At 52.0% G+C, this 23,041-nt stretch carries 23 protein-coding genes; 5 read left to right on the top strand and 18 right to left on the bottom strand.

What is annotated here, in order from left to right:
• Window positions 1–11: 11 nt before the first annotated feature.
• Both GK091_RS02755 and GK091_RS02750 read right to left on the bottom strand, forming a co-directional pair.
• Window positions 12–926, bottom strand: coding sequence for an ABC transporter ATP-binding protein (locus GK091_RS02755; RefSeq protein WP_164035088.1), 915 nt, complete (start codon window positions 924–926; stop codon window positions 12–14).
• Window positions 927–1,122: 196 nt separating this feature from the next.
• Window positions 1,123–1,656 carry a DUF2480 family protein gene (locus GK091_RS02750; protein WP_164035087.1) on the bottom strand — a complete coding sequence of 178 codons (534 nt, stop codon included), beginning with the start codon at window positions 1,654–1,656 and terminating at the stop codon, window positions 1,123–1,125.
• Between the two features lie 232 nt (window positions 1,657–1,888).
• Between GK091_RS02750 and dnaN the strand changes: the two genes are divergently transcribed.
• From dnaN to GK091_RS02735, 3 genes are all read left to right on the top strand, one after another.
• Window positions 1,889–3,025, top strand: a complete 1,137-nt coding sequence (dnaN, locus tag GK091_RS02745; protein WP_164035086.1) for a DNA polymerase III subunit beta — start codon at window positions 1,889–1,891, stop codon at window positions 3,023–3,025.
• A gap of 78 nt (window positions 3,026–3,103) precedes the next feature.
• The gene (locus GK091_RS02740) at window positions 3,104–4,330 is read left to right on the top strand and encodes a TCR/Tet family MFS transporter (protein ID WP_164035085.1); all 1,227 of its coding nucleotides are present in this window, start codon (window positions 3,104–3,106) and stop codon (window positions 4,328–4,330) included.
• 245 nt (window positions 4,331–4,575) lie between these two features.
• Complete coding sequence (locus GK091_RS02735; protein ID WP_164035084.1) at window positions 4,576–5,427, top strand: oxidoreductase; 852 nt, start codon at window positions 4,576–4,578, stop codon at window positions 5,425–5,427.
• Window positions 5,428–5,529: 102 nt separating this feature from the next.
• Here the strand turns inward: GK091_RS02735 and GK091_RS02730 are convergent, their stop codons facing one another.
• From GK091_RS02730 to GK091_RS02705, 6 genes are all read right to left on the bottom strand, one after another.
• Complete coding sequence (locus GK091_RS02730; RefSeq protein WP_164035083.1) at window positions 5,530–6,087, bottom strand: YceI family protein; 558 nt, start codon at window positions 6,085–6,087, stop codon at window positions 5,530–5,532.
• 132 nt (window positions 6,088–6,219) lie between these two features.
• Complete coding sequence (locus GK091_RS02725) at window positions 6,220–6,906, bottom strand: hypothetical protein (protein WP_164035082.1); 687 nt, start codon at window positions 6,904–6,906, stop codon at window positions 6,220–6,222.
• A gap of 20 nt (window positions 6,907–6,926) precedes the next feature.
• Window positions 6,927–7,433 carry a QcrA and Rieske domain-containing protein gene (locus GK091_RS02720; protein ID WP_164035081.1) on the bottom strand — a complete coding sequence of 169 codons (507 nt, stop codon included), beginning with the start codon at window positions 7,431–7,433 and terminating at the stop codon, window positions 6,927–6,929.
• 87 nt (window positions 7,434–7,520) lie between these two features.
• Entirely contained in the window at window positions 7,521–9,113 is a 1,593-nt protein-coding gene (locus GK091_RS02715; protein WP_164035080.1) for a porin family protein, read from the bottom strand.
• Window positions 9,094–9,672, bottom strand: a complete 579-nt coding sequence (locus GK091_RS02710) for an RNA polymerase sigma factor (RefSeq protein ID WP_164035079.1) — start codon at window positions 9,670–9,672, stop codon at window positions 9,094–9,096. Before GK091_RS02710 ends, GK091_RS02715 begins: the two co-directional genes overlap by 20 nt.
• Window positions 9,673–9,770: 98 nt before the next feature.
• Window positions 9,771–10,613: a hypothetical protein gene (locus GK091_RS02705; RefSeq protein ID WP_164035078.1), complete on the bottom strand. Its 843-nt coding sequence runs from the start codon at window positions 10,611–10,613 to the stop codon at window positions 9,771–9,773.
• Between the two features lie 165 nt (window positions 10,614–10,778).
• Between GK091_RS02705 and GK091_RS02700 the strand changes: the two genes are divergently transcribed.
• Both GK091_RS02700 and gldG read left to right on the top strand, forming a co-directional pair.
• On the top strand, window positions 10,779–11,018 hold the full coding sequence (locus tag GK091_RS02700) for a hypothetical protein (RefSeq protein WP_164035077.1): 240 nt from the start codon (window positions 10,779–10,781) through the stop codon (window positions 11,016–11,018).
• A gap of 65 nt (window positions 11,019–11,083) precedes the next feature.
• A complete protein-coding gene (gene gldG / locus GK091_RS02695) occupies window positions 11,084–12,754 on the top strand; it encodes a gliding motility-associated ABC transporter substrate-binding protein GldG (protein ID WP_164035076.1) in 1,671 nt (556 codons plus the stop codon).
• Between the two features lies 1 nt (window position 12,755).
• Here the strand turns inward: gldG and GK091_RS02690 are convergent, their stop codons facing one another.
• The 10 genes from GK091_RS02690 to GK091_RS02645 all read right to left on the bottom strand — a co-directional run bounded on the left by GK091_RS02690 (window position 12,756) and on the right by GK091_RS02645 (window position 22,803).
• Window positions 12,756–14,435 carry a complex I subunit 4 family protein gene (locus GK091_RS02690; protein ID WP_164035075.1) on the bottom strand — a complete coding sequence of 560 codons (1,680 nt, stop codon included), beginning with the start codon at window positions 14,433–14,435 and terminating at the stop codon, window positions 12,756–12,758.
• 70 nt (window positions 14,436–14,505) lie between these two features.
• The gene (locus tag GK091_RS02685) at window positions 14,506–16,413 is read right to left on the bottom strand and encodes an NADH-quinone oxidoreductase subunit 5 family protein (RefSeq protein ID WP_164035074.1); all 1,908 of its coding nucleotides are present in this window, start codon (window positions 16,411–16,413) and stop codon (window positions 14,506–14,508) included.
• Between the two features lie 243 nt (window positions 16,414–16,656).
• Entirely contained in the window at window positions 16,657–17,271 is a 615-nt protein-coding gene (locus GK091_RS02680) for a 2OG-Fe(II) oxygenase (RefSeq protein WP_164035073.1), read from the bottom strand.
• 85 nt (window positions 17,272–17,356) lie between these two features.
• Window positions 17,357–17,668: an NADH-quinone oxidoreductase subunit NuoK gene (nuoK, locus tag GK091_RS02675; protein WP_164035072.1), complete on the bottom strand. Its 312-nt coding sequence runs from the start codon at window positions 17,666–17,668 to the stop codon at window positions 17,357–17,359.
• Between the two features lie 111 nt (window positions 17,669–17,779).
• A complete protein-coding gene (locus GK091_RS02670) occupies window positions 17,780–18,652 on the bottom strand; it encodes a hydroxypyruvate isomerase family protein (RefSeq protein WP_164035071.1) in 873 nt (290 codons plus the stop codon).
• A 122-nt stretch (window positions 18,653–18,774) separates the two neighbouring features.
• The gene (locus GK091_RS02665; RefSeq protein WP_164035070.1) at window positions 18,775–19,479 is read right to left on the bottom strand and encodes a 3-keto-disaccharide hydrolase; all 705 of its coding nucleotides are present in this window, start codon (window positions 19,477–19,479) and stop codon (window positions 18,775–18,777) included.
• A gap of 107 nt (window positions 19,480–19,586) precedes the next feature.
• Window positions 19,587–20,453 carry a UTP--glucose-1-phosphate uridylyltransferase GalU gene (gene galU, locus GK091_RS02660; protein ID WP_164035069.1) on the bottom strand — a complete coding sequence of 289 codons (867 nt, stop codon included), beginning with the start codon at window positions 20,451–20,453 and terminating at the stop codon, window positions 19,587–19,589.
• Between the two features lie 117 nt (window positions 20,454–20,570).
• The gene (locus tag GK091_RS02655) at window positions 20,571–21,566 is read right to left on the bottom strand and encodes a mevalonate kinase family protein (protein WP_164040517.1); all 996 of its coding nucleotides are present in this window, start codon (window positions 21,564–21,566) and stop codon (window positions 20,571–20,573) included.
• Between the two features lie 276 nt (window positions 21,567–21,842).
• Window positions 21,843–22,319, bottom strand: coding sequence for a hypothetical protein (locus GK091_RS02650; RefSeq protein ID WP_164035068.1), 477 nt, complete (start codon window positions 22,317–22,319; stop codon window positions 21,843–21,845).
• A gap of 118 nt (window positions 22,320–22,437) precedes the next feature.
• A complete protein-coding gene (locus GK091_RS02645) occupies window positions 22,438–22,803 on the bottom strand; it encodes a helix-turn-helix transcriptional regulator (protein WP_164035067.1) in 366 nt (121 codons plus the stop codon).
• Between the last annotated feature and the right edge of the window lie 238 nt (window positions 22,804–23,041).

Below are 23,041 nucleotides of genomic sequence, written 5' to 3'. Positions count from 1 at the left end.
TATTGGGAGATCTACACAGTAACCACATCCATTTTTTCTGTGATTTTCGCGAAGTACACGTCCTCCAGATCGGGCGAAACCGGGTCGAAACCCGATAGTGGCAGATCGCTGTAGGCGTGTAGCCGGGTTTTACCTCCTTTAAGCTGCGTCGAAATGACGCGGTGCGTTCGCCGATACACGTCAATTTCTGTTTTCTCAATAAATTTCTGCCAGATTTTCCCGTTCAGGCCAGCCACCAGATCGTTCGGATCGCCGGTAGCCACGACCTCACCGAGACAAATGATTGCCATGTCGGAGCAAAGATTCGTGACGTCTTCAACGATGTGGGTCGATAGAATGACGATGGTATTTTCCCCGATTTCCGACAGCAGGTTATGAAACCGGTTCCGCTCGGCGGGATCAAGACCAGCGGTGGGTTCGTCGACAATAATGAGTCGTGGGCTACCGATGAGCGCCTGTGCAATCCCGAATCGTTGCTTCATACCGCCCGAATACGTACCCAGATTTTTCTTGCGGACCTGATACAGATTTACCTTTTGGAGCAAGCCCTCCACGATTTCTTTTCGCTCGCGACTATTGGCAATACCTTTCAGGGACGCGATATGATCGAGCATAGCTTCGGCGGTCACGCGCGGATACACGCCAAACTCCTGCGGCAGATAACCCAATACCCGACGAACGGCATCTTTCTGGGTCAATACATCCAAACGTTCCGGGGTGTAGCTGTCGACCGGCAGGCCCGTAAGCCGCACACTTCCGCTGTCGGCTTCCTGTAGGGTAGCAATCGTGCGCATCAGTGATGATTTACCCGCCCCGTTGGGCCCAAGCAAACCGAACATTCCCTGCGAAATGGTAAGCGAAATCGATTTCAATGCCCGAACGCCATTGGCGTAGGTTTTAGAGAGGTCCTGTATTTCGAGTTGCATAGAGAAAGAAGCTGATTATTGGGTAGTATGAATTAAAAAACGAATATCTTAAATGAAGGCGAAACCAACAGCCGAACTTTTTCGAACGGTAGCTATCTAACCCGAAAGGTATAAAAAAAGCCCCGCCACTGGCGGAGCTTCCAAATTATAGTCATTTCTAGCTAGGTCTGACCGGGTTCTTACTACCGGCGTGAAGCTATTCGTTGCTCACTAATCCCGGCGCTTTGGGTCGTTTGTAGAGCGGCACCGTACTGCACGGCTCACCGAAAAGCAGGCTGTGCACAACGGGGCGCAGAACGCGGGTTATCTCGACGTAGGCTGCCGTTGGCACAGGCACTTTAGCGCATCCTTTCACCACCACCCGCGCATCCTGGTAGTCGCCGGGATTGATCTGCGCAATGGCATCGAAATACAGCTTCGCTTCCAGATCAGCCAGTGAGCCAAATACGATCGTATTGGCGTAGGGCTGAAGCTGAAGCGTCAACAGCATATAGGCCCACGTCGGCACGATGGCGTCCTCGCTACAGGTGATCGCTACGTTCTTACCGGTATACTGACTCCAATCGTGTTGTTTAAGAAAGGTCCGAAATTCTTTCTCCCTCAGGATCAATCCCATATAGAGATTGTCTTTCAGATCATAGACTACCCGTTCGCCAGGATGATAATAGTCTTCCAGATCAAGCGTGACAAGGCCGCTGTTGACAACCCGATTGATGATTTCAGTCTCCATAGTTTCCGTTTACCGTAGTGGGACAAGGGGTATGAACGCACAAGCGCGGTCTTACTTTAGGGGTCAGCGCTACCAAAAACGGATACGTTGACCCCGAATTCTTATTTCATTTTAACAACTCATCATGGCGGAAAGGTTCTACATAGCCGTTGACAAAAGCACCCCAACAGTCAGCATTTTTTGTTACTTTTGTTCTTATATCTCATAATGAACAGCCTTAATCGATTGGCCCATGAAATTTATCGTTTCCTCGTCCGTCCTGCTTAAAAATCTCCAAAATATCAACGGCGTCGTGGCGACCAACCCGATTGTGCCGATCCTTGAAAACTTTCTGTTTCGCATCGAAGACGGTACGCTGATCGTGACGGCGTCGGACCTGCAAACGACCATGACGACCCAAATTCCGGTCGAAGCGTCGGAGAACGGAGCGATTGCCATACCCGCCAAATTGCTGCTGGATACGCTTCGCAGCCTTCCCGAACAGCCGGTGACGATCAACATCGATACGGAAACATTCGGAACTGAAATCCTGACCGACAACGGTCGCTATAAGCTTTCCGGCGAAAATCCGATCGACTTCCCGAAACTGCCGACCGTCAACAAAAGCCTGTCCGTCGAGATACCTTCGGACGTGTTGCTGGGCGCCATCAACAACACCGTTTTTGCCACCAGTACCGACGATCTTCGCCCGGCTATGACGGGGGTTTATCTGCAAATGAGCCCCGACAATGCTACCTTCGTCGCCACCGACGGTCACCGGCTCATCCGGTATCGCCGGACCGACCTAAACGCATCGGCCAGCTCATCGATCATTATTCCCCGGAAGGCGCTACAACTGCTGAAAGCATCCCTGCCCGACGGCGTTGAGGTGACGGCTGAATTCAGTCAGGCCAATGCGTCGTTCACCTTCGGCGGCAACGGTCGTCCGACCACCCAGCTGATTTGTCGGTTGATCGACGAACGCTTCCCGGACTACGAAAACGCGATTCCGACCAACAATCCGAACGTGATGACCATTGGCCGGACCGATCTGCTTAATTCACTGAAGCGGATCATGATCTATGCCAACCGCACCACGCACCAGATCCGGCTGTCGCTCAAAGCCAACTCGCTGACGATCTCGGCCGAGGACCTGGATTACTCCAACGAAGCCAACGAAAAACTCCTCTGCGACTACGATGGCGATTCGATGGAAATCGGCTTCAACGCGAAACTGATGGCCGAAGTGTTGAGCAACCTTACCGCGAAAATGATTTCGCTGGAATTGTCGGCCCCGAACCGGGCGGGTCTGCTCATTCCAGCCGACAAAGAAGAAAACGAAGACATTCTGATGCTGGTGATGCCGGTCATGCTGAATACCTACGCCTAACCCGAATGCTGACTGGTTTTCAAGGGGATGACCTTCTACGGACCCATTTCCTGAAAATCAGTCAGCATTCATCTTTTTATGGCCTCCAAACGTACGGCTCCTGCCCTTGTCTTTATCTTCATTACGCTCCTGATCGACGTTACGGGCCTGGGTATCATTATTCCCGTTTTTCCGAAACTGATCGAGCAACTGATTCACGGGAACATCAGTCAGGCGGCCTCCTGGGGTGGTTTTCTCACGTCCTCGTATGCGCTGATGCAGTTTGCTTTCTCACCCATTCTGGGCGGATTGAGTGATCGCTACGGGCGTCGGCCGGTGCTGCTGTTTTCGCTGTTTGGCTTCGGTATCGATTATCTATTCCAGGGCTTTGCCCCCTCCATTGGCTGGCTGTTTCTGGGGCGCATCTTGGCCGGTATTACGGGCGCCAGTTTCACAACCGCTACGGCCTATATCGCCGACATCAGCCCACCCGAGAAACGGGCGCAAAATTTTGGATTGGTCGGAGCCGCTTTCGGTGTCGGCTTTATTCTCGGTCCGGCAGCCGGTGGTTTTCTGGGCCAGTTTGGACCACGCGTTCCTTTCTTCGTTTCGGCCGGATTGACGCTGGTCAATTTCCTCTACGGTTATTTTATTCTTCCCGAGTCGCTTGCCCCCGAAAATCGCCGACCCTTCAACTGGCGACGGGCGAATCCGGTCAGCTCGCTGATGCGGCTGGGCAAATATCCTGTTATTCTTGGCCTGGTCGCGTCGCTGGTACTGATCTACATTGCCGGATTTGCCGTGCAGGGCACCTGGACGTTCTACACGATGGAAAAATTCAAGTGGGACGAAAAGACGGTTGGTTTATCACTGGCCGCCATTGGGGTTTCGTTTGCCGTTGTTCAGGGGGGATTAAGCCGGGTCATCATTCCGAAACTGGGGCAGCAACGGTCGGTTTACGTAGGCATGTTGTTCAGCGCACTCGGCTTTGCGCTGTTCGCTTTCGCCACGAAAAGCTGGATGATGTTTGCCTTCATGGGCGTGTATGCCCTGGGCGGTATCGCCGGTCCTTCCATACAAGGTATCATCTCTAACCAGGTTCCGTCAAACGAACAGGGCGAATTGCAGGGCGCGTTGACCAGCCTGACCAGCACAACGTCGATTATTGGTCCGTTCATGATGACGAACCTGTTTTCGTACTTCACCGCAGCGGACACACCGGTCTATTTTCCGGGTGCACCGTTTGTGTTCGGGTCCGTACTGATCTTCATTAGTGCGATTCTGGCCCGACGCGGTCTCAACCGAACGCAGCCGACGACGACCTAACCTGTCGTTTACCCATTCTTCATCTGGTTGGATTTCGCAATTCTTCGCAGAAATGACAGCACGGAGTGTTATACAACCAGTAGTCATTGTTTGATTTTTGCAAGTATCCGTTTGATCGGCGCAAGCGTTCCCGCCTGGTAGTCCGCTACTTTTGTGGTGTACTGGCAGCGTATTGTAAGCAACTGTATTTCACAGGTTCGTGTGCACAACTTGCTGCCTGCTCGCGTTTTACTAGCTAATCAATCATGGATACAACAACGAAGAAAGTGTGGTTTGTGACCGGTGCTTCTAAAGGACTGGGTTTAATTCTAGTGCAGAAATTACTGCAAAATGGGTACGCCGTAGCGGCTACTTCCCGTAATAAACAGGAACTTATTGATGCCGTTGGTGATACGAACGCGCCCTTTTTGCCCTTAGCAGTAAATCTTACGGATGAGACCAGCGTACGGCAGGCGATTGACGCCACGATTCATACACTGGGCGGTCTGGATGTGGTTGTAAACAATGCCGGTTATGGATTAACGGGTAGTCTCGAAGAATTGACCGATCTGGAAGCGCGGCAAAACTTCGACATCAATGTGTTTGGTTCGCTGAATGTTATTCGGCAAGCAATGCCGTTCCTGAGAAAACAAAACGCCGGTCATATACTGAATATCTCATCGATTGGCGGATTCTACGGTAATTTTCCCGGTTGGGGTATTTACTGTGCGACCAAATTTGCCGTGGAGGGATTTTCGGAGTCGCTAGCGGCTGAGGTTAACGCTTTTGGAGTCCACGTGACGATTGTAGCACCGGGCTATTTCAGGACCAACTTTCTGTCGGCGGGTTCATTTGCGCTGCCAATTACTCAGCTAGATGCGTACAAAGAGGTACGGGAGTCACAGCAGTTTCATCAACAGGTTATGGACGGAAACCAGCCGGGCGATCCCGAAAAAGCAGCGGATGCAATGATCCAGATCACCACCGAATCCAACCCGCCCCTGCACCTGTTTCTCGGCCAGGACGCGTACGACATGGCTAACGCAAAACTAAATGATGTTCACAACGAACTGGAACAGTGGAAGGCCCTGACAGTTTCGACGGGCTTTGCGAGCTGATAGAATTTACTCGGTGGTTTGCTAGTCATACGCCGTATCTCCAAGATACGGCGTATGACTAGCAAACCACCGAGTACCATTGCAGAGAGGCTAACTATCAGTTCACAACGGAAAAACCACGTTGATCTTGAGCGCCATATCGTCTTCCGTTTTCATGCCCATCAACGATGGGCGCTCAACGTTGAAGTCACTCATCTTTACCGGAAATTCGCCGGTAAGCGTCATTTTACCATCCGCATCCCGCCGAATCGCTCGTAAAGTAACCGGCTTCGTCACACCATGGAACGTCAGGTTCCCTTTTGCCACCAGCACGCCATTTTCACCAGCAGATATGTCTGAACTGACGAACGTTACGTTGGGGTATTTCAACCCATCGAGCACTTCAATGGCGTGTGAGTCGCGGTTGTTGTTATCACTATCGAACGAGGCCACTTTAATCGAAACGGCTACATTTTCAGGTAGTTTCGTATCATCGTTGTAGATCATGGCGCAATTGACATCGTGACTAACCCCTTCCCACTTGTGCAACGGATGTTTAGCAGCGTAGGTCACTGTTGACAGTGCTTTATCGGCTATCACTTTACGCTTAGCCATTGGGCTTACAAAGGCGCAGAGAAGCAGCGAGGCTAGTACATAACCCCGACTAAAAGAAACGTTCATAAGCTAGGAGATTGGAAAATAAACGTAGTTGGAGAAAGAGTAACTGGTTTGGCTGGGTCAAGCTTCCGCTTAGCCTCGATGAGTAAATTAACGGACCAAGCTGGAGCCTAACCCAGCCAAAACGCCGGTCGATCAGAACGTAAGCGATATGATCGACGCAGCGTAGGCACCAAAGGTACCATACGCAACCGCCCGGTGAACTGGTTTCAGATCAGGATGCGTATCGATCATGTGGGCCAGCACGTTGGTCGCAATCATACCCGTCAAGTGGACAATGGCGAGGTATTTATGCAGCTTGATCGACGTAAATCCGCGTTTTGCACCCACGACCGGCGGTGGGGTCGTCAACGACAACGCCAGCGTTGTGCCATACGCAACGTTGATGAATGTGGCCGACCGCTCATGCCAGACTTTGGTATCGGTGTATTCCTGCCCTTTGGCATTATAGAGTTTAGCACCGAGCAACCCCTGCGCTACGAACCCCGCCAGTGTTACAAACCCGCCGATCTGGTGCGTGATAAGCATCGTCCGCCGAATTTTCAGCTCTTTAGCGCGACCTTCGGGCGTTAATGGAGCCACGTTCATGGTTCGTAGCAAACCCTTCGGTCCCCAGAACGCCCGTTGCGTGAAAATCATTTTTCGGGGTAGCAGGGACGGCGTTGCGGTCGAGTCGGTCAGACCCGCCAATAGAGCGTCAGCGTCGTTCGCCTTCGCGGGTACTGTATCCGTAACGGCCGTTTTTTTAACGGCGGTCGAATCCTGCGCCTGTACCGAGCCGAGGCTAAAACACACGAGCAGTGCAACAAAAACGTAGTTCATAGCGAGGGAGTTATGGGTAATTAAGCAGTCACGGTCAGCGTATTCCCGTCTGCGCTAAGCGACGTTTTATACTGGGTCAGGGCTTTGGTTGCCGGGCCTACTTCGACAGCACCTGTCGGACTAAATTCAGACCCATGATTCGGGCAGTACATGTCGTCCTGAGTTGACCGGTACTGCACTTCGGTTCCCTGGTGCGTACAGGTTTTGGATAAGGCAACCACGGAACCACTTTTCACTTTGGCAATGATCAGGCTACCCACAATGGCATACTGACCCGTCGTTTTTAGTTTGGCGTAATTAGAATTGGTCAGGTCCACGGTAAAACTGACCGTTCCCGCTGATGCATCCGCGTTGCCCGTTACGCCAGCGCTGGGTGTTGTGGTGCTGGGCGTAGGATCGTCGCTTTTGCTGGAACAGGCGGTCAATCCCGTACCCATACAGTAAAAAGCCATCAGGGCCGCGCTGCCCATACCCAGACTACGCAAAAACTCACCACGCTTCAATTGATCCGTTTCCAAATTCGTCATTGTCTGTTTCGATTATAGGTTGGTTACTTGTAGATACATTAAATACTGCTTGTTCTCACCACTTGACTGATTTATGTTCTGGAAAACTCAGAGTTTGTAACGCAGTGACAGGAATGCGCCAGTGCTCATCAGGTTAATCTTGAAAAAACCAACGCCCTTGAGCGGAACTTTCATAAAAGGCTCAATCTGCCACGATAAGCGTCGGCTCAACGCCCGTTCATAGCCCACCGAAAGATTGAGTTGACTGAAGCCATAACCGCCTGTCCTGACACTCTCCCGCCACATACCGGGGTAAATATGCGGGTTAGATGGATCGGCAAAATTATTGGTATACTCCTCCTTCAACATCACATAAGACGTTACACCACCACTCACAAACCAGCGGTTGGGCTGCAATCGATTATCCAGTCGGGGACGCAGCGCAATATCGTAGCGTACGTTAATCGGAATATCAAGCATGTTACAGACCCCGTCCACACTTTCGGGCAGCACCTTCCAGTTTGACCAGAGCTTCTCGCCGTCATATTGAGAGGCCGATGCGTTATAGACTTTCGTACTCCGAATCACACCCGCCTGCACGCTCCACCGCGACGCGATGCGGTACTCCAGAAATAACCCAACGTTCGTTCCCGGCCGGGAGAAGTTGGTCAGTCCAATTGAGCTAAGATCGGGGGATACCGCGAACCGAACACTAAACCCACGCTCTGGTTGCACCGCAGGAGCTGATACGGGTTCGGTCGGCGTTGTCAGTTTTACATCCCGGCTCGTCAACGCGGACAGCGTTGCCCATTTCCCCTGCCGAATGGCTAACTCCGCTATCGAAGGAAAGACCATTGGTGCAGATTCGGACGATTCAGCTAGCACGACATTTTCTGACGTTGCCGATACGCTCGACAGAATTGATTCAGCCGAATTTCTGGCTGTCCTCCCGGTAAACGAACTTGTAGACCTGATTACGTAATCCGATTTAGGGACGGTCGTAAAACCACGTTTACCAATCGAACTAACATTGCTAGCCCGGTTTCTCAACTTCGCTTCGTCCTTGTGCAAACGCCTGGATTGATGTCTGTTTGTTGCGGTCAACCGATCGGCAGTCGTCGGCGTAGTTCGTACACCTGTCGGCTCACTCCGATTTCCCACTTTTTTCTTATACGTGACAACTCGGCGCTTTGTTGCATCAGAGACCGTATTTTTACTTAGTCCAACGTCCGGTTTAGTAGATACTGCAAGCAATTCTGTTGACTCAGAATCGACCTTACCTACTCCAACTGACTGTTTTTCAGCAGTAACACCCGAATCCTCCGAAGAACTGGGAGACAATGTTTCTACCGGGCGAGTTTCCGTTGCTGAATTACCGTCATCCTGTTGCTTACGACTATCGGTCAATGGCAAACTTCGTGCGTGATCAGCCACTATCGGTGATTTCTGGGCAACCCGTTGTGAAATAACTTTACTACTGGTCGGCTCTGCGCTCTGGTAAGCATACCACGTTCCGCCGATTAATAGCAGCAGCAGAAGTGGTATGCCCCAGGGTAACAATCGTTTCCAGAAAGCCGCGCGGTCCCGGTCATCCAGCTGATCCTTCACGGCTTCCCAGCCTGCCGGATCGTAGGGTGTATCAAACTCTTCAGCCGACTTTCTGAAGAGTCCATCCAATTGGTCATCGGTTAGCTCTTGCATACTCATCGTAATTCAATTGCTTCACTAATTGGCGCAGATTTTCCCGTGCCCGGGCCAGATTCGACTTCGACGCACCAGCCGATATACCAAGCTGGCTGGCAATTTCGTCGTGCGAGAATCCATCGATCACGTACAGGTTAAACACAAGTCGATAGGCGGGCGACAGTCGCTGAATCAAGCGCATCAGCTCTTCCTGAGCCAGTTGACTGTAAACATCGGGTGACTCCGTGACTGCAACCTGATTGGCCTGTTCAACATCTTCATGGTAAAAATGGCGCACCTCCTGCCGGTAGTGATCGACCGCCGTATTGATCAGAATACGCCGTAGCCAACCCTTGAAAGGCTGCGCCGGTTCGTACTGGTCCAGGCGGGTAAATACTTTCAGGAAGCCATCATTCAGCACCTCGAGAGCGCCCTCACGGGTTGGCGCATAACGCAGACAAACACTCATGGCGTACCCATAGAACTGCCGGTAGAGCAGCTCCTGACTACGACGTTGGTTGCGCAGGCAACCCGCCAGCAGTTCAGGTAAAGCCGGTATGTTTGACGCGTTAGACAACGGTTAGGTTTAGCGTTTCTGACTCCTGCTTCTTGGCTTTGGATGAATCCCTCTGACCACCATCTTGCCCAGAAATCAACAGTCTACTTAAAAATCAACTAGTTCGGTGCTACCGGCGAGGTAGCATTGACCACCGGCCAGACACCCGGTCTCGGCACGCTCACTCCCTTCGTATTGCCCCGCTGCCCCAGATCGGAACCGAAATAGTAAAGCGGCCAGCCTTTGTAGGTCAACTGAGTCTTTCCAACAGCGGTGATCGTTGCGAAGTCGGACCGCTTGAGTGCCGACGGAATCTCACCAATCGCAGTTGATGTTTCAAATATCGGCCAGGTGGCATTGTTGCTCAAATCGGCTCTGGTGTACCTGTTCAGGTTATTTTTATCACTGGCAAACGCATACAGCGTACGGCCCAGGCTATCCGTCAGAAACAGTGAATTACCCGTTCCTTCTTTGGTATCGAATGTATAGTTTTTACCGTCATTACCCACCAACTGCCGCGACGCCAGCAGTACCGTATAGTTCGGTTTAGCGACCATCCAGACATTCCCGATATTTTCTCCGGCCACGTCACCGGCCTTCGTATCGTTCTTGTAATAATAGAGCGGCCAGCCTTTGAACGTCGTTTGCTTTTCGCCATCGGCGCGGGTGATCGTGGCAAAATCAGTTGCCTTCAATCCCGTAGCTAATGTCGGTGTTTCCTTGTAAAATACGGGCCATGTTTCTTTGCAGCCACCCGAACAGGTTGCATCCCCCGCCACATCGGGCGCGAAAAAATAAAGCGTCTTGCCACCATCACCGGTCAATACGGTACCCAGTGACGTAGCGACCGTGGTTACGTTGGGCACGGTCGTTGGATTTTCTTCCTTACTGCACCCTGTCAATGCTGCGATGGCGAACGACGCGATGGCGAGCAGACGACTCGTGTAAATGAATGCTTTCATTATCTCAACTGTGTTATAAGGTTAAAAAACAGAACAGTTGAACCGGTTCAGTCGTCAATACGGAGCGGTTGACGGAAGGGTTGCGTCGCGAACGAAAAATAACGACAATCACTTCACTTTCTGGCTGAATTGACGTAAAATTGACCACCCATAACCCCACCCACGATGAATGATCACGAACGTATTGACGAACTGGAACGCAAGGTAGCCTTGCTCCAGACGAAACAGGATGAGCAGGAAACCCGGCTGAGTCAGGTCTTGTCCCGGTTAACGTTTCTGGAAGCGCGACAATATCGGCTGATGAGAGAACTTGGCATCGAACCAACCTCACTTGAAAGTCCTATCGTTGCGCAAACGGATGCTCAGGAACTTCTTCGTACGATTCCTGTTGATCGGTTGAATTGATGCAAGGTGACGGAGCCATTCTACTCCGAAAAATTTAATGGCTCGGTTACTCGTTATAGTCCCGTATGAAATTTGCTTCTTCCCGTACGCTGCTTGGTATTGCGGCTCTCATCGTCCTCAACGTTTTATCGGCATTCGTTTTTTTTCGACTCGATCTCACGCAGGAGAAACGATATACGTTATCTACGGCGACTCAAACGCTGTTGACCAATCTGCCCGACGATGTGCATATCGATGTGTACCTGACGGGCGACCTGCCACCGGCGTTCAAACGGCTCGAACAGGCGGTACGCGAAACACTGGACGAGTTTCAGGCTGTCAACTCGGGGCGAAAAATTACGTACCGCTTCGTCGATCCGGACCAGCTTACCAATGTCGATGCCAAGAACAAACTCATCGACAAACTTCAGCAGCAGGGATTATTACCAACAAATCTGGTCGCCAGTGAAGGCGGAAAACGCACCGAAAAACTGGTCTTTCCGGGCGTTGTCGTCTCCTATAAAGGCAAGGAAACGGGCGTTCTGTTGCTGAAAGGGAACAAAGCGGCATCGAAAGAAGAGCAGCTCAACCAGTCATACGAAGGCGTTGAGTTTCAGCTGGCGTCCGCGATTCGGAAGCTCACCCAGACGGACGAGACGCGTCGGCGCATCGGCTTGCTGTACGGCCACACGCAGGTTCCGCCCTCCCGATTTGCTGATTTGCTGGCTTCGGTGCAGGAAAACTACCTCCTCTTTTTCATCGACATGACCAAGCCGGGGCCCATCGAAGGGCTGGATGCCGTACTCGTTCCAAAACCGGATCGTCCTTTTTCGGAAGATGAGATTTTCAAACTCGATCAGTTCGTCGTCAAGGGTGGTCGAGCGTTGTTTTTTGTCGATGGGCAGCGCGTGGACAGCGTCAATAACGAAGGCACGTACGCGCAACCGATCAATCTCGGCCTCGACGATCTGTTTTTCCGGTGGGGTGTTCGCCTGAACCGAGACGTGGTGAAAGACATGTACTGCGCACCCATCCCGCTCAACGTGGGCAATATTGGCGACAAACCCAATGTGCAGCTTCTACCGTGGCGCTTTTATCCCTTACTGAACAATTTTGGAACGAGCGGTAACCCCATCGTGCGCAATCTAGACCGCGTATTGGGCCGGTTCGTGAGTACGCTGGATACGGTACGGTCGGTAGGTATTCAGAAAACGCCCCTGTTGTTGACTTCGCAGTACACCAAAGTTCTGAAAGCCCCGGTGTTGATATCGTATAACGAGGCCCGTCAACAGCCCGATCCGCAGACCTACACCGATGGCGTTCGTAGTATTGCTTATCTGCTCGAAGGGACGTTTCAATCGCTATTTACCAACCGGATTTTACCGGGTGATCCACGGGCGGCAGGTTTTCGGGCGCAGGGCGCGGCTTCGCGGGTGCTGGTCTGTTCAGATGGTGACCTAATCGTGAATGATGTGGATTATAAGCGCAATGCCCCCTATCCACTGGGTTTCGATCGATTTACCCGCACCACGTTTGCCAACAAGGATTTTGCGCTGAACGCGATTGATTACCTGGTCGATCCGAATGGTGTCATTGCCGCCCGCGCCCGTACCGTAACGCTCCGTCCGCTCGACAAAATCCGCGTTGACGCCAATCGAACCGGCTGGCAGGCACTTAATTTGCTGGGACCACTGGCATTGGTGGGACTCATTGGCGGTGTCTGGCAGGTCGTCCGGAAGCGGAGATACGGAAAATAGGCTATTCCACGGCGAATTTTACCAGCCATTGCGCCACGGTTACTCCGCTCAGGTTAAAGACGATATTGGGGAAAATACCCAATACGAGCGCCATTAGTCCTAGGGGAATCAGTAGCAATTTTTCGCGGGACGTCAGGTCCGGGAGGGTCATGGTTTCACCCGAATGACCCTCAGAGGGCCGTATCCAGGTCGGGCCGAAGAACATCCGCTGGAGCGTCCAGAGAAAATAGGCCGCAGCCAGCAAAATACCCGTTGCCGCAACAACCGTCACCCAGCCGGGCAACCATGCTGACTGGAAACTGCCCATCAGCGTGAATAGTTCTCCCACAAAGCCCGAAAAACCCGGCAGTCCCAGCGAGCCAAAGAATGCGATCGCGGTCAGAATCGTGTAATGTGGCATAATTTGCATCAGGCCACGGTACGAATCGATCCGTCGGTCGTGGGTACGATCATATACGACCCCCACCAGCAGAAAGAGCATCGCCGATAAGACGCCATGACTGACCATCTGGTAAACGGCCCCGTTGATGCCCTCCGCCGTTAGCGAGGCCACGCCCAGCAGCACGAACCCCATGTGCGACACCGACGAGTAGGCAATCATCTTCTTCAGATCGGTCTGCGCCAACGCATTCAGTCCACCATACACGATGGATAGCGCGCCCAGCAGGGCGAGGGTCTGAGCATATTCAGCCGCCCCATCCGGAAAGAAATTCCAGACGATACGCAGAAACCCGTAGCCCCCAATTTTAAGCAACACACCGGCCAGTACCACAGAAACGGGTGTCGGCGCTTCTACGTGCGCATCGGGTAACCAGGTATGTAACGGCACGATTGGCAGTTTGATGGCGAAGCCGAGAAATACTGCCCAAAACGCCAGCATACGGGCGGGAAGGCCCAGAATGATTGGCTCAGAGACCGGATTCAGAAACGCATTGGGAAGGTAATTGCCACCATCGGCCAGATAACGCATATCGAAGGTGTGAACGACCTGAGCCGGATTGAGCTGGCCATTTTGCAAATACGCCTGAATCATACGGATCATCTCATCCGTGACGGCCGATGCATCGGGAGCCAGTCCAGCCATAACCGCGGTACTAACCGGATCTATCACCGACAGATACAAGCCGATCATAACCAGTAGAATCAGCAACGAACCCAGCAGCGTGTACAGGAAAAATTTGATGGATGCGTATTCCCGGCGTGGTCCGCCCCACAGGCCAATGAGAAAGTACATCGGCAGGAGCATGAACTCGAAAAACAGGAAGAACAGAAAAAAATCAAGGGCAACGAAACAACCCATGATCGTGCCGGTCAATAACAGATAAAGGGAGTAATAGGCTTTGAGCCGGTGAGTCATGTTCCAGGACGACACAACGCCGATTACCATAACGACCGCCGACAACACGACCAGTGGCAAGCTAAACCCATCGACACCAACTAAATAATCAATCGACGCAACGCCCAGGCCACCCAGCGGCAATGTAATCCAGTCGGCTTTTTCCAGCAATTGATAACCAGCGACTGTGGTATCAAAAGCCGCATAAGCCAGCCCAGCCAGCACCAGATCGGCCAATGTAACGCCCAAAGCAATCAATCGAAACTGATTTTTTTGACCCTCAGGCAATAACGCTACCAGCAGGGAACCAAGCAGCGGAATAAAAACGAGTAACGAAAGAATCATACAGAACGCAGGTAAGCCCGCGATTTATAGCACTGATTGAGGAACTACGCCCCACGGCGGATCGTCCGCGTTATAAAAGCCACCAAAGCAATACCAGCAACCCAGCAACAGCCACCGTTATGTACGACTGAACCCGACCGTTCTGCACGGATCGCGTTAACTGGCCCAACTGACCAGCCGTCCAGGCAATACCGTTTATGAGACCGTCTATACCGAATCGGTCGATAGCGTTGGTAATCTGCGCCAGCACCACAGTCGAGACGCCCAGGCCATTGACGGTTCCATCGACCACACGCCGGTCCGCTCGGCTAAGCAGCAGGGCCAGTTTATGCGTTGGATTGATAAGCAGGTAGTGATAGATCGTATCTAAAAATCCGTATTCCAATGATAGGCGAACATACCCATGTGTGTTGTTCGGTTCGCGCATCTGAAAGCCAACCCACCCCCCAGCCGCTACGAGCCCGATCGACATCGGAGCCAGCCACCAGATGGCCGGTTCTTCGGCCACCGGTATTAACTGAAAGAACCAGCTCGAATGACCGGAAAAGGGATTGACAGAAAACCAGAACCATACGGATAACATCGCCAGAATCACAACCGGACCCCGCATGAGCCAGTCGGGTTCGTGCGCATGGGCCAGCGAGTTCGATTCGTTCCGGTAACTCCCGAAGAAAATCAGTCGCCATTGCCGGGCCATGTACAAGGCGGTCAGTCCGGATGAGCCGAGCAGCAGAACCGGAACCATGTAGGCCAGGGCGCTTGTCTGCTCGCCAGCCCAGCCGAAAGCACCCCCGAGAATGGCTTCTTTCGATAGAAAGCCGGAGAAAAAAGGCAGGCCGGCCAACGCAGCCACGCAAACACTGTATGCGATGAATGTTGTTGGTAAGACTTTTCGTAGTCCGCCCATCTGCCGCATATCCTGCGTGTTGACCGCGTGAATTACGGCACCCGCACTCAGAAAGAGACCAGCCTTGAAGAACGCATGCGTCAGCAGATGAAACATCGCTCCGCCGACATTGCCTGTTCCCATTCCAGCAACCATCAGCCCCAGTTGCGAAACCGTTGAGAACGCCAGCACCTTTTTGATATCCGACTGAAACACTGCTGAATAGCCCCCCAGAATCGTCGTGATGGTGCCTACCAGTGCAATCACTACGAGTGCATCGGGTGATAGCAACGGGTGAATTCGGGCCAGCAGAAAAATTCCAGCCGCTACCATCGTGGCCGCATGGAGCAGAGCCGACACGGGGGTTGGCCCCTCCATGGCGTCGGGTAGCCAAGTCAACAGCGGAAATTGGGCCGATTTTCCAACGCAGCCCAGAAAGAGACACAACCCAAGGGCCGTTGACGGAACACGAGTTATGTCTGTCGTTAGCAGCGTATCAAATTCGAGGGTATCGAAATAGTAATAGGTTAGAAAAATACCGATCAGAAACCCAATATCGCCAACCCGATTCATCAGGAAAGCTTTTTTGGCGGCTTTGGATGCGGCTGGCCGTTCGGTATAGAACCCGATCAACAGATAAGATGCCAGGCCGACCAGTTCCCAGAAGGCGTACATAACCAGCAAATTACCGGCCAGAACGATGCCGAGCATGGCTCCAACAAACAGTTGCAGGTACGCAAAATAACGCGCCAGTTTTGGCTCATCGTGGAGATAGGATAGCGAGTAGAGCTGAACCAGCAGTGCCACAAAATGAACCAGCACGAGCATCAGGCCGCTCAGACTATCCAGCCGAAAGCTAACACCAAACGACACGCCCGACACGGTTGCCCAGGCCGACCGAATCGTAACAGCCTCCTGCGGCAGTTGCATTACGGCAACCATCGACAGCACTAATCCCAACCCTGTCAACCCAATAGCCAGCATTCCCGACAGACTACGGTTGGCGCGCATCAACGCCAGGAATCCGGCGAAGGGTAGCCCCAGCAAAGTCACCATCAGGAAAGAAACAAGTGGGGAAGCGTCGTCAGGCATTTAGAATCGGTCTGAATTGGCCGCAAATATCCCCAATATACTGTGGGGAAGCAAACGCATCGAAACGCAAAGTCGTCTGCTTTTTACCAGATGTATCGAAAATGCGCGATGACCAATTGCTCACTTGCCTACGTATTGCCCTGCTTCGGTAACGGTGGGAATGCTAATTCGACACGATTGACAAGATAGTCACGAGCTAATCCTTTCGTTGATAAGCATCGTTCTTGTGAAAATCGGAACGTATCAACCCGTTTTTAGCCAACCCGTTACGCTCAATCGATCTCGGCTTGCAGGGCGCACTTCGTGTTCAAGGCGACCGCTTTCGAAACAGACCAGCCGACCACCGATGGGTTGAATGGTTAGTTCCCGTTCTGAACCGGCAGCCTTATCAGAGTCTGGCAGAAACAAAGCCAGTTGCCCACCGTCAGTTTCCTGCCAATCCGTATTCAGGTAACAGATGACGGAAAGTTTTCGGCGTGAATCGCTCCGAAACTGGTCGAGGTGACGCTTGTAGAACGTACCGGGCGGGTACAATGCGTAATGAAACTCGTAGTCGCGCAGCCCAAGGTAGCAGGTTTGATTCACGTAGTCAACGAACTCGCCAATACGCCGGAGAAATACGGTTTCTTCAGGCGTAGCCGTGGCCTCATCGATCCACAGGATCTCATCACCCCGTATCTTATTTTCGACCAGCACCTGCTGATTGCCAATACCAGCCGCTTTGAATTCACCCGCCTGCCGACGCTGACGAAGTCGTTGTGCCAGAGCGGATACGTCGGTCGCGGTTAAAAAATCATCGACAATGCCATACCCGTGTTCCAGGATACCGTCGATAATGGGTTCGAATTGGGGATTCATACAAGGTAGCAGGTTGGATCTAATCCGGGCTCAGAAATGAACTGAATGCAGTAGACGCAGCGGTCAGTGTCTTTTCCCCAACGCTTTACTGGTTCATTTCATTCAACTCATCGAGTTGAGCCGTTCGGAAATGGCGGTAAACCTGCAACACGATGGCCAGCGCAACCGCTGATTCAGCAGCGGCCACCACCATCACGAATAAGCCCAGCATCTGCCCCTGCACCCGGTCAGGGTCATACTGACTGAACGCGACTAAGTTGATATTGACCGCGTTAAGCATCAGTTCAATACCCATCAGCACGACAATCGCATGCCGCTTGAGCAGAACAACAGCCAGACCAATGGCAAACAAAGCCGCTCCGACAATCAAAAATAGATGGCTATCAACAGGTTCCAAATCGAGAATTGGGTGGTTACGTAAATGGGTAATCGGCTAAACAGTGAATTGGTTCCTGATCCGGTACGCCAGTTCGCTGTTTAGCCGATTACCCATTTGCGGTACTTTACGCTACACGTCGCAGATTAATACTGCTTCTTTCAGGCTCTTCAAGGGATCCCGTTTCGGAATGAACTCCTGCGCGACATATCCTTTGAAGCCGGTATCAACAATCGCTTTCATGATGGCCGGATAATACAGCTCCTGCGTTTCGTCGATCTCGTTCCGGCCCGGATTGCCACCCGTGTGGTAATGGCCAATGTATTTGCTGCTGTCGCGAATCGTGCGGATGATGTCGCCTTCCATGATCTGCATGTGGTAGATATCGTACAGCAATTTGAAATTTTCCGAACCAACGCGCTTGCAGAGTTCTACCCCCCAGGCCGTATGATCGCACATGTAATCTTTGTGATCAACTTTGCTATTGAGCAGTTCCATGATCATCGTGATACCGTACTTCTCGGCACTTGGCATCAGGCGTTTCAGCCCCACCGCGCAATTGTCGAGCCCTTCTTCGTTGCTCATCCCCTTCCGGTTGCCCGAAAAACAGATCACCGTGCTTAATCCGGCTTCTTTCAGCTTAGGGAAAATAGCTTCGTAACTGGCAACCAGCTCATCGTGAAATTTCGGATTGTTGAATCCATCAACGATGCCTTTGCCCGCACCCTGCGGCAACGCCGAGGTCAGGCCGTATTTTTTGAGGACAGGCCATTCCTCCGGTCCCGTCAGATCAATGGATTTAATACCCATTTCTTTGGCGGCTTTGCAAAGATCGTCCAGCGGAATTTTACCATAACACCACCGGCAAACCGAGTGGTTGATACGGCCTTTCAGTTGGGGAGCCGCAGCGTCAGATTGGTTCATGGAGCTTGCTAAGGAATCGGTGAGTGACAGCGTAAGTGCGCTACCAGTCAAAGTTTTCAGGGCCGTTCGGCGGGTGGTCATAGTGGTTTAGGATTGGTAGAGACGCAATACCTTGCGTCTCATAACCGGATGGTTTCATTGCTGGCGTCAGTAATTGCTGACGCACAGAAGACGCCAGGTATTGCGTCTCTACATTACCTCAACTACAATTCGCGAATCCGGATGTTACGATACCAGACTTTGTTGCCGTGGTCTTGCAGGGCGATATGGCCGGTAGCGTATTTGCCAAAGCCTTCCCACCCTTTAAACTTACTCTCCGACACCATTTTATCCCATTCCGGGCCGCTGGTAGGGTACTCGGCGGTCTTCTTGCCGTTCAGGTACTGTTCCGCTTTTCCATCATGGATGACCAGACGGGCCTTATTCCATTCGCCAGCGGGTTTAGCCGCATTGGGCGTAACCGGCTTTTGAATATCGTAAAGTGAACCCGCTGTTCGGTTGCCATCGCGTCCTTTTTTCGCGTCCGGATGACGTTCGTTGTCGAGGACCTGCATTTCGGGGCCGGTCTGGTAAGTAGCCTTGTACTGCGGATCTTCGTGTACGTGGAAGATGACACCGCTGTTTCCTCCTTCGGCGATTTTCCACTCCAGCTCCAGCTCAAAATCACCGTATTCCTTATCGGTGACGAGATCGCCCGCGCCCCCTTCTTTGAGGTGAATGGCATTATCATCAATGACCCATTTGTCGCCAACGGGCTGACCTGCTTTAAGATACGTATGCCATCCCTTCAGGTCCTTACCATCGAACAGCGTTTCCCATTTGCCTTTTTTCGGAAGATTATCCGCTTGCGCGTTAACCGTTAGCGCGAGGGCCAGCAGACTGGCAACTGATAAGCGCAGGTAGTTCATAATAGACGGGTTGTTAGAATTTTATTGAAACACACGACGAACGAGCACTTGATATCAATCCGTTGTGATTCACTTGTACATAAAGGCGGGTGCCCCGGAAAAATACCTCAATCGTTCCCAATAATCTCTTTCAGGAATACCCGAAACTTATCGGCGAACTCAGGGCGTTTGAGCGCAAATTCGACCGTTGTTTTCAAAAAATCAAGCTTATTGCCGATATCGTGACGTTTTCCTTCGATGCGGTGCGCGTACAGATTCTCGCGTTTGAGCAGCAACAGCAGCGCATCGGTCAACTGAATTTCGTTGTTTTTACCAACCGGGGTCTGTTCCAACATCGTGAAAATCTCCGGCGTCAGCACGTAGCGTCCAGCAATGGCCAGATTAGAAGGGGCTTCGCTGATCGATGGTTTTTCGACGAGGGTGGTCAGTTCCAGAATCCGGTCGTTCAAGGATTTACCACCCACAATGCCGTAGCGGTTCACTTTATCGTGCGGCACTTCCTCAACGGCAATGACCGAACCGCCGTATTGCGCGTAGGTGTCGATCAGTTGCTGGGTAACCGGAATCACCGAATCCATGATAGTATCGCCCAGTAGGACCGCAAACGGCTCATTCCCAACGTGGTGCTTGGCGTACCGGATCGCATCACCCAGTCCGTTCAGTTCGCGCTGGCGAACGTAGTGCAGATTAGCCATGTCCGACAACCGGCGCATCTCATCCAGCAGTAACTGATCTTCTTTCTCTTCAAGTCGGGTTTCGAGTTCAAAATTGCGGTCGAAATGGTCTTCGATGGCGCGTTTGCCCTTTCCGGTAATAATCAGAATGTCTTCAATACCCGAATCGACGGCTTCCTGCACGACGTATTGAATGGTAGGCCGGTCAATGATCGGCAGCATTTCTTTAGGCTGAGCCTTGGTAGCAGGCAGAAACCGGGTTCCAAGTCCGGCAGCGGGAATAACAGCTTTTTTTATCATGTTTAGTTTTGTCAAGACGCAATCCGTTGCATCTCCTGTAGGTAGTGGATTACCATCCGGGTAGAAAGACGCAAGGGATCGCCGCACCGGCGGACCGGTCTCTACTACATTTAGCGGTTAAACGACATAAGGTTTTATAACGCGGGCATTTACTTTCCGGAGTTCGACGAAGAGTCGATTGAGCATGGCGTCGTCGCGGTAAAGACCGATAATGGAACCGCCAGAACCCGTAAATGACGCCGAAGCACCACAGGCACGCGCCGTCTCGATCAGGCTTCGGTTGCTGTCGCTGATGGCATAAATCTGCGTGCGTAGATCGAAGTTGCGGTTTACCAGTTCACTCAGGGCATTTGTATCGTGTTGAGCGAGCGCTTCCCGGCCCTGGCGGGCTACATCGGCAATCGAACGCATCGTTTCCAGCACGAGCGGTTCGCCCTTCAACCACCGCGACCGAACATCGTTATGCACCCGCCCCGACTGCTTGCCGAGGTCGGTATTGTAGGCAATGTACAACTTGGGCAGCTGGCGCGGATCGATCGGTTCGTACTGACCATACCCCTGGCGCTCCATCGTTTCCCGATCAAAATCCATGTACACACAGCCTTCGTAGCACTGGATGACCCGGTCCTGTAAACCCGCCGTGATGCCCAACTCGTCGGCCTCGGTGGCAAGAACCAGATTCGGGAGAATCGGCAACGGAATCTCCACGTTGTAGAATTGCATCAACGCCCGAAAGGTAGCCACGATGATGGCGCTGGACCCGGAAAGGCCCACCTGCCGGGGAATAGAGGTGTTGTAGCGAATCGAAAAATTCTGGTTGGGTAACCGGATATGCTCGTTTTCGCAGTATTCCGCGAATTTTTTGATGGCCGCTTTCAACAGGGGCACACCGCCGTGATAGCCCAGCGTACTGACAGCGTCACGCAGATGGTGCAGACTCCGGAATACGTTCGTATCCTGAGCTTGTGGTTCGATGTTCAGTTCCGGCGATGGGTAGAGCGTTACCGACGCGCCAAAGTTACGGACGGTAATGGCGATCGTTTTACCAAAAAAGCCATCAGACGGGTTGCCAAGAAGGCCCGCCCGGGCGTAGGCACGGGTTTCGATAAGCAAGACTATGGGGCGGACGAGCTGTCCGACGACTGAATGATTGATAGTATGTCCAGCGGGCAGGTCTACCAGCAAAAAAACACGCATCAATTGACAGGTGTTCCTTCCCTACTTGGTTGCTGCGGCAATTCCCCGAACCTTATGGACTCGACTAAATAAAGAGCAAGTTTACAAAAGAATCCAGTTCCTATCAGTACACTACCCTATGTGGCTACCAATAAAAAGAGCGACCGGTTACTCACCGGTCGCTCTTTTAGCAAATTACTCGTATGGCGCGCTTTACTGCGACGTTTCTTTATCTTTTCCGTCATAACCAACGTTATGCGGATCATAGCCTTCATTTGGGTTGTCACCATCTTCGAGATAGGTGGCATCGGACCGGTGAAACAGCGCGTCATCGGATGGGTTTTCAGCGACCTCGCTCAATTTTTTAGCCGCTTCGTCGCTCATCATTTTGCCTTTGGGCTGGCCCGAGTCATTGACTGAGTCAGGTTCAACGTCCCAGCCCTGGTCGGTGCCAAAACTTACACCTTTCGGTTCACCTACACGACCTACACCGTGGTTGGCTTCACGAGTGTCGTGCGTATCCTGCATGTTTTCTGAATCCATATCCATGCCTGATGTCGAATCTTTATAAGCATTGGTGCCAACGCCTTCCGATTCGCGACCGTAATCAGAGTCGCCGTGCTGGTTAGGGTCACCCGAATAGAACTCAGGATCAACTTTATCTGGATCGAATGGTGATGTCGTTGCCATAAGGTTACGTGTTTTTTCAACTTATAACCCAAAAGAGCCGTACGTTGTTTGCCGTAGCGCAGCCAAAGCATGCGCAAAAAACATGGAATGACTCACGGTCTGATTAATCATTCGGCGCTCATCCTTTTTTCAACGCCATAACTTCGGCCATGAGCTGATCATTCGTTTGTTGCAACAGCGCCATGCGTTCATTGAGTTGAAAAAGCAAAAACTCGACATTCCGCAGGCGCTCCTCAGTTGTAATGGCCGCCGACGGTGAATTCATGGTCTTGAACATCATCCCGTCGCCCCGTAGCAACCAGTCGCCATTGACATTTGGATAGGCTACCAGAATTTTTTCGAGCGTATCGTACCGTGGTTTCAGCCGACCGTGTAAAATATGATAAACTTTTTCGCCCCGATGCTCACCCAACTGCCGGGCAAACTCAAGAACGCTGATGTCCAGCGCATCGATCAGTTGCTGTAAACGGAGATGAATCGTCATAGATAAGGGCAGACTTTACACAAAGCTATGTAAAAACCAATCGAAACGGCAGACGTGTAAATACACGTCTGAATGGAGCTAAAAACCGCCCTGAATGGCTTAATTCGGGTAACTATATTTCATCTAAAATACTTGCCGAACGGGTTTGCTTTTTACGCAAAACTGTGTAACTTTAAGTCAGTAAACGACCTCCTTAAAAAGGCAAAAGGGACCGCAAAATGGGCCCCCTGCTTGAACA

It is taken from the genome of Spirosoma agri (assembly GCF_010747415.1).
Classification (GTDB): Bacteria; Bacteroidota; Bacteroidia; order Cytophagales; family Spirosomataceae; genus Spirosoma; species Spirosoma agri.
This window is presented reverse-complemented; position numbering and strand designations above follow the sequence as displayed.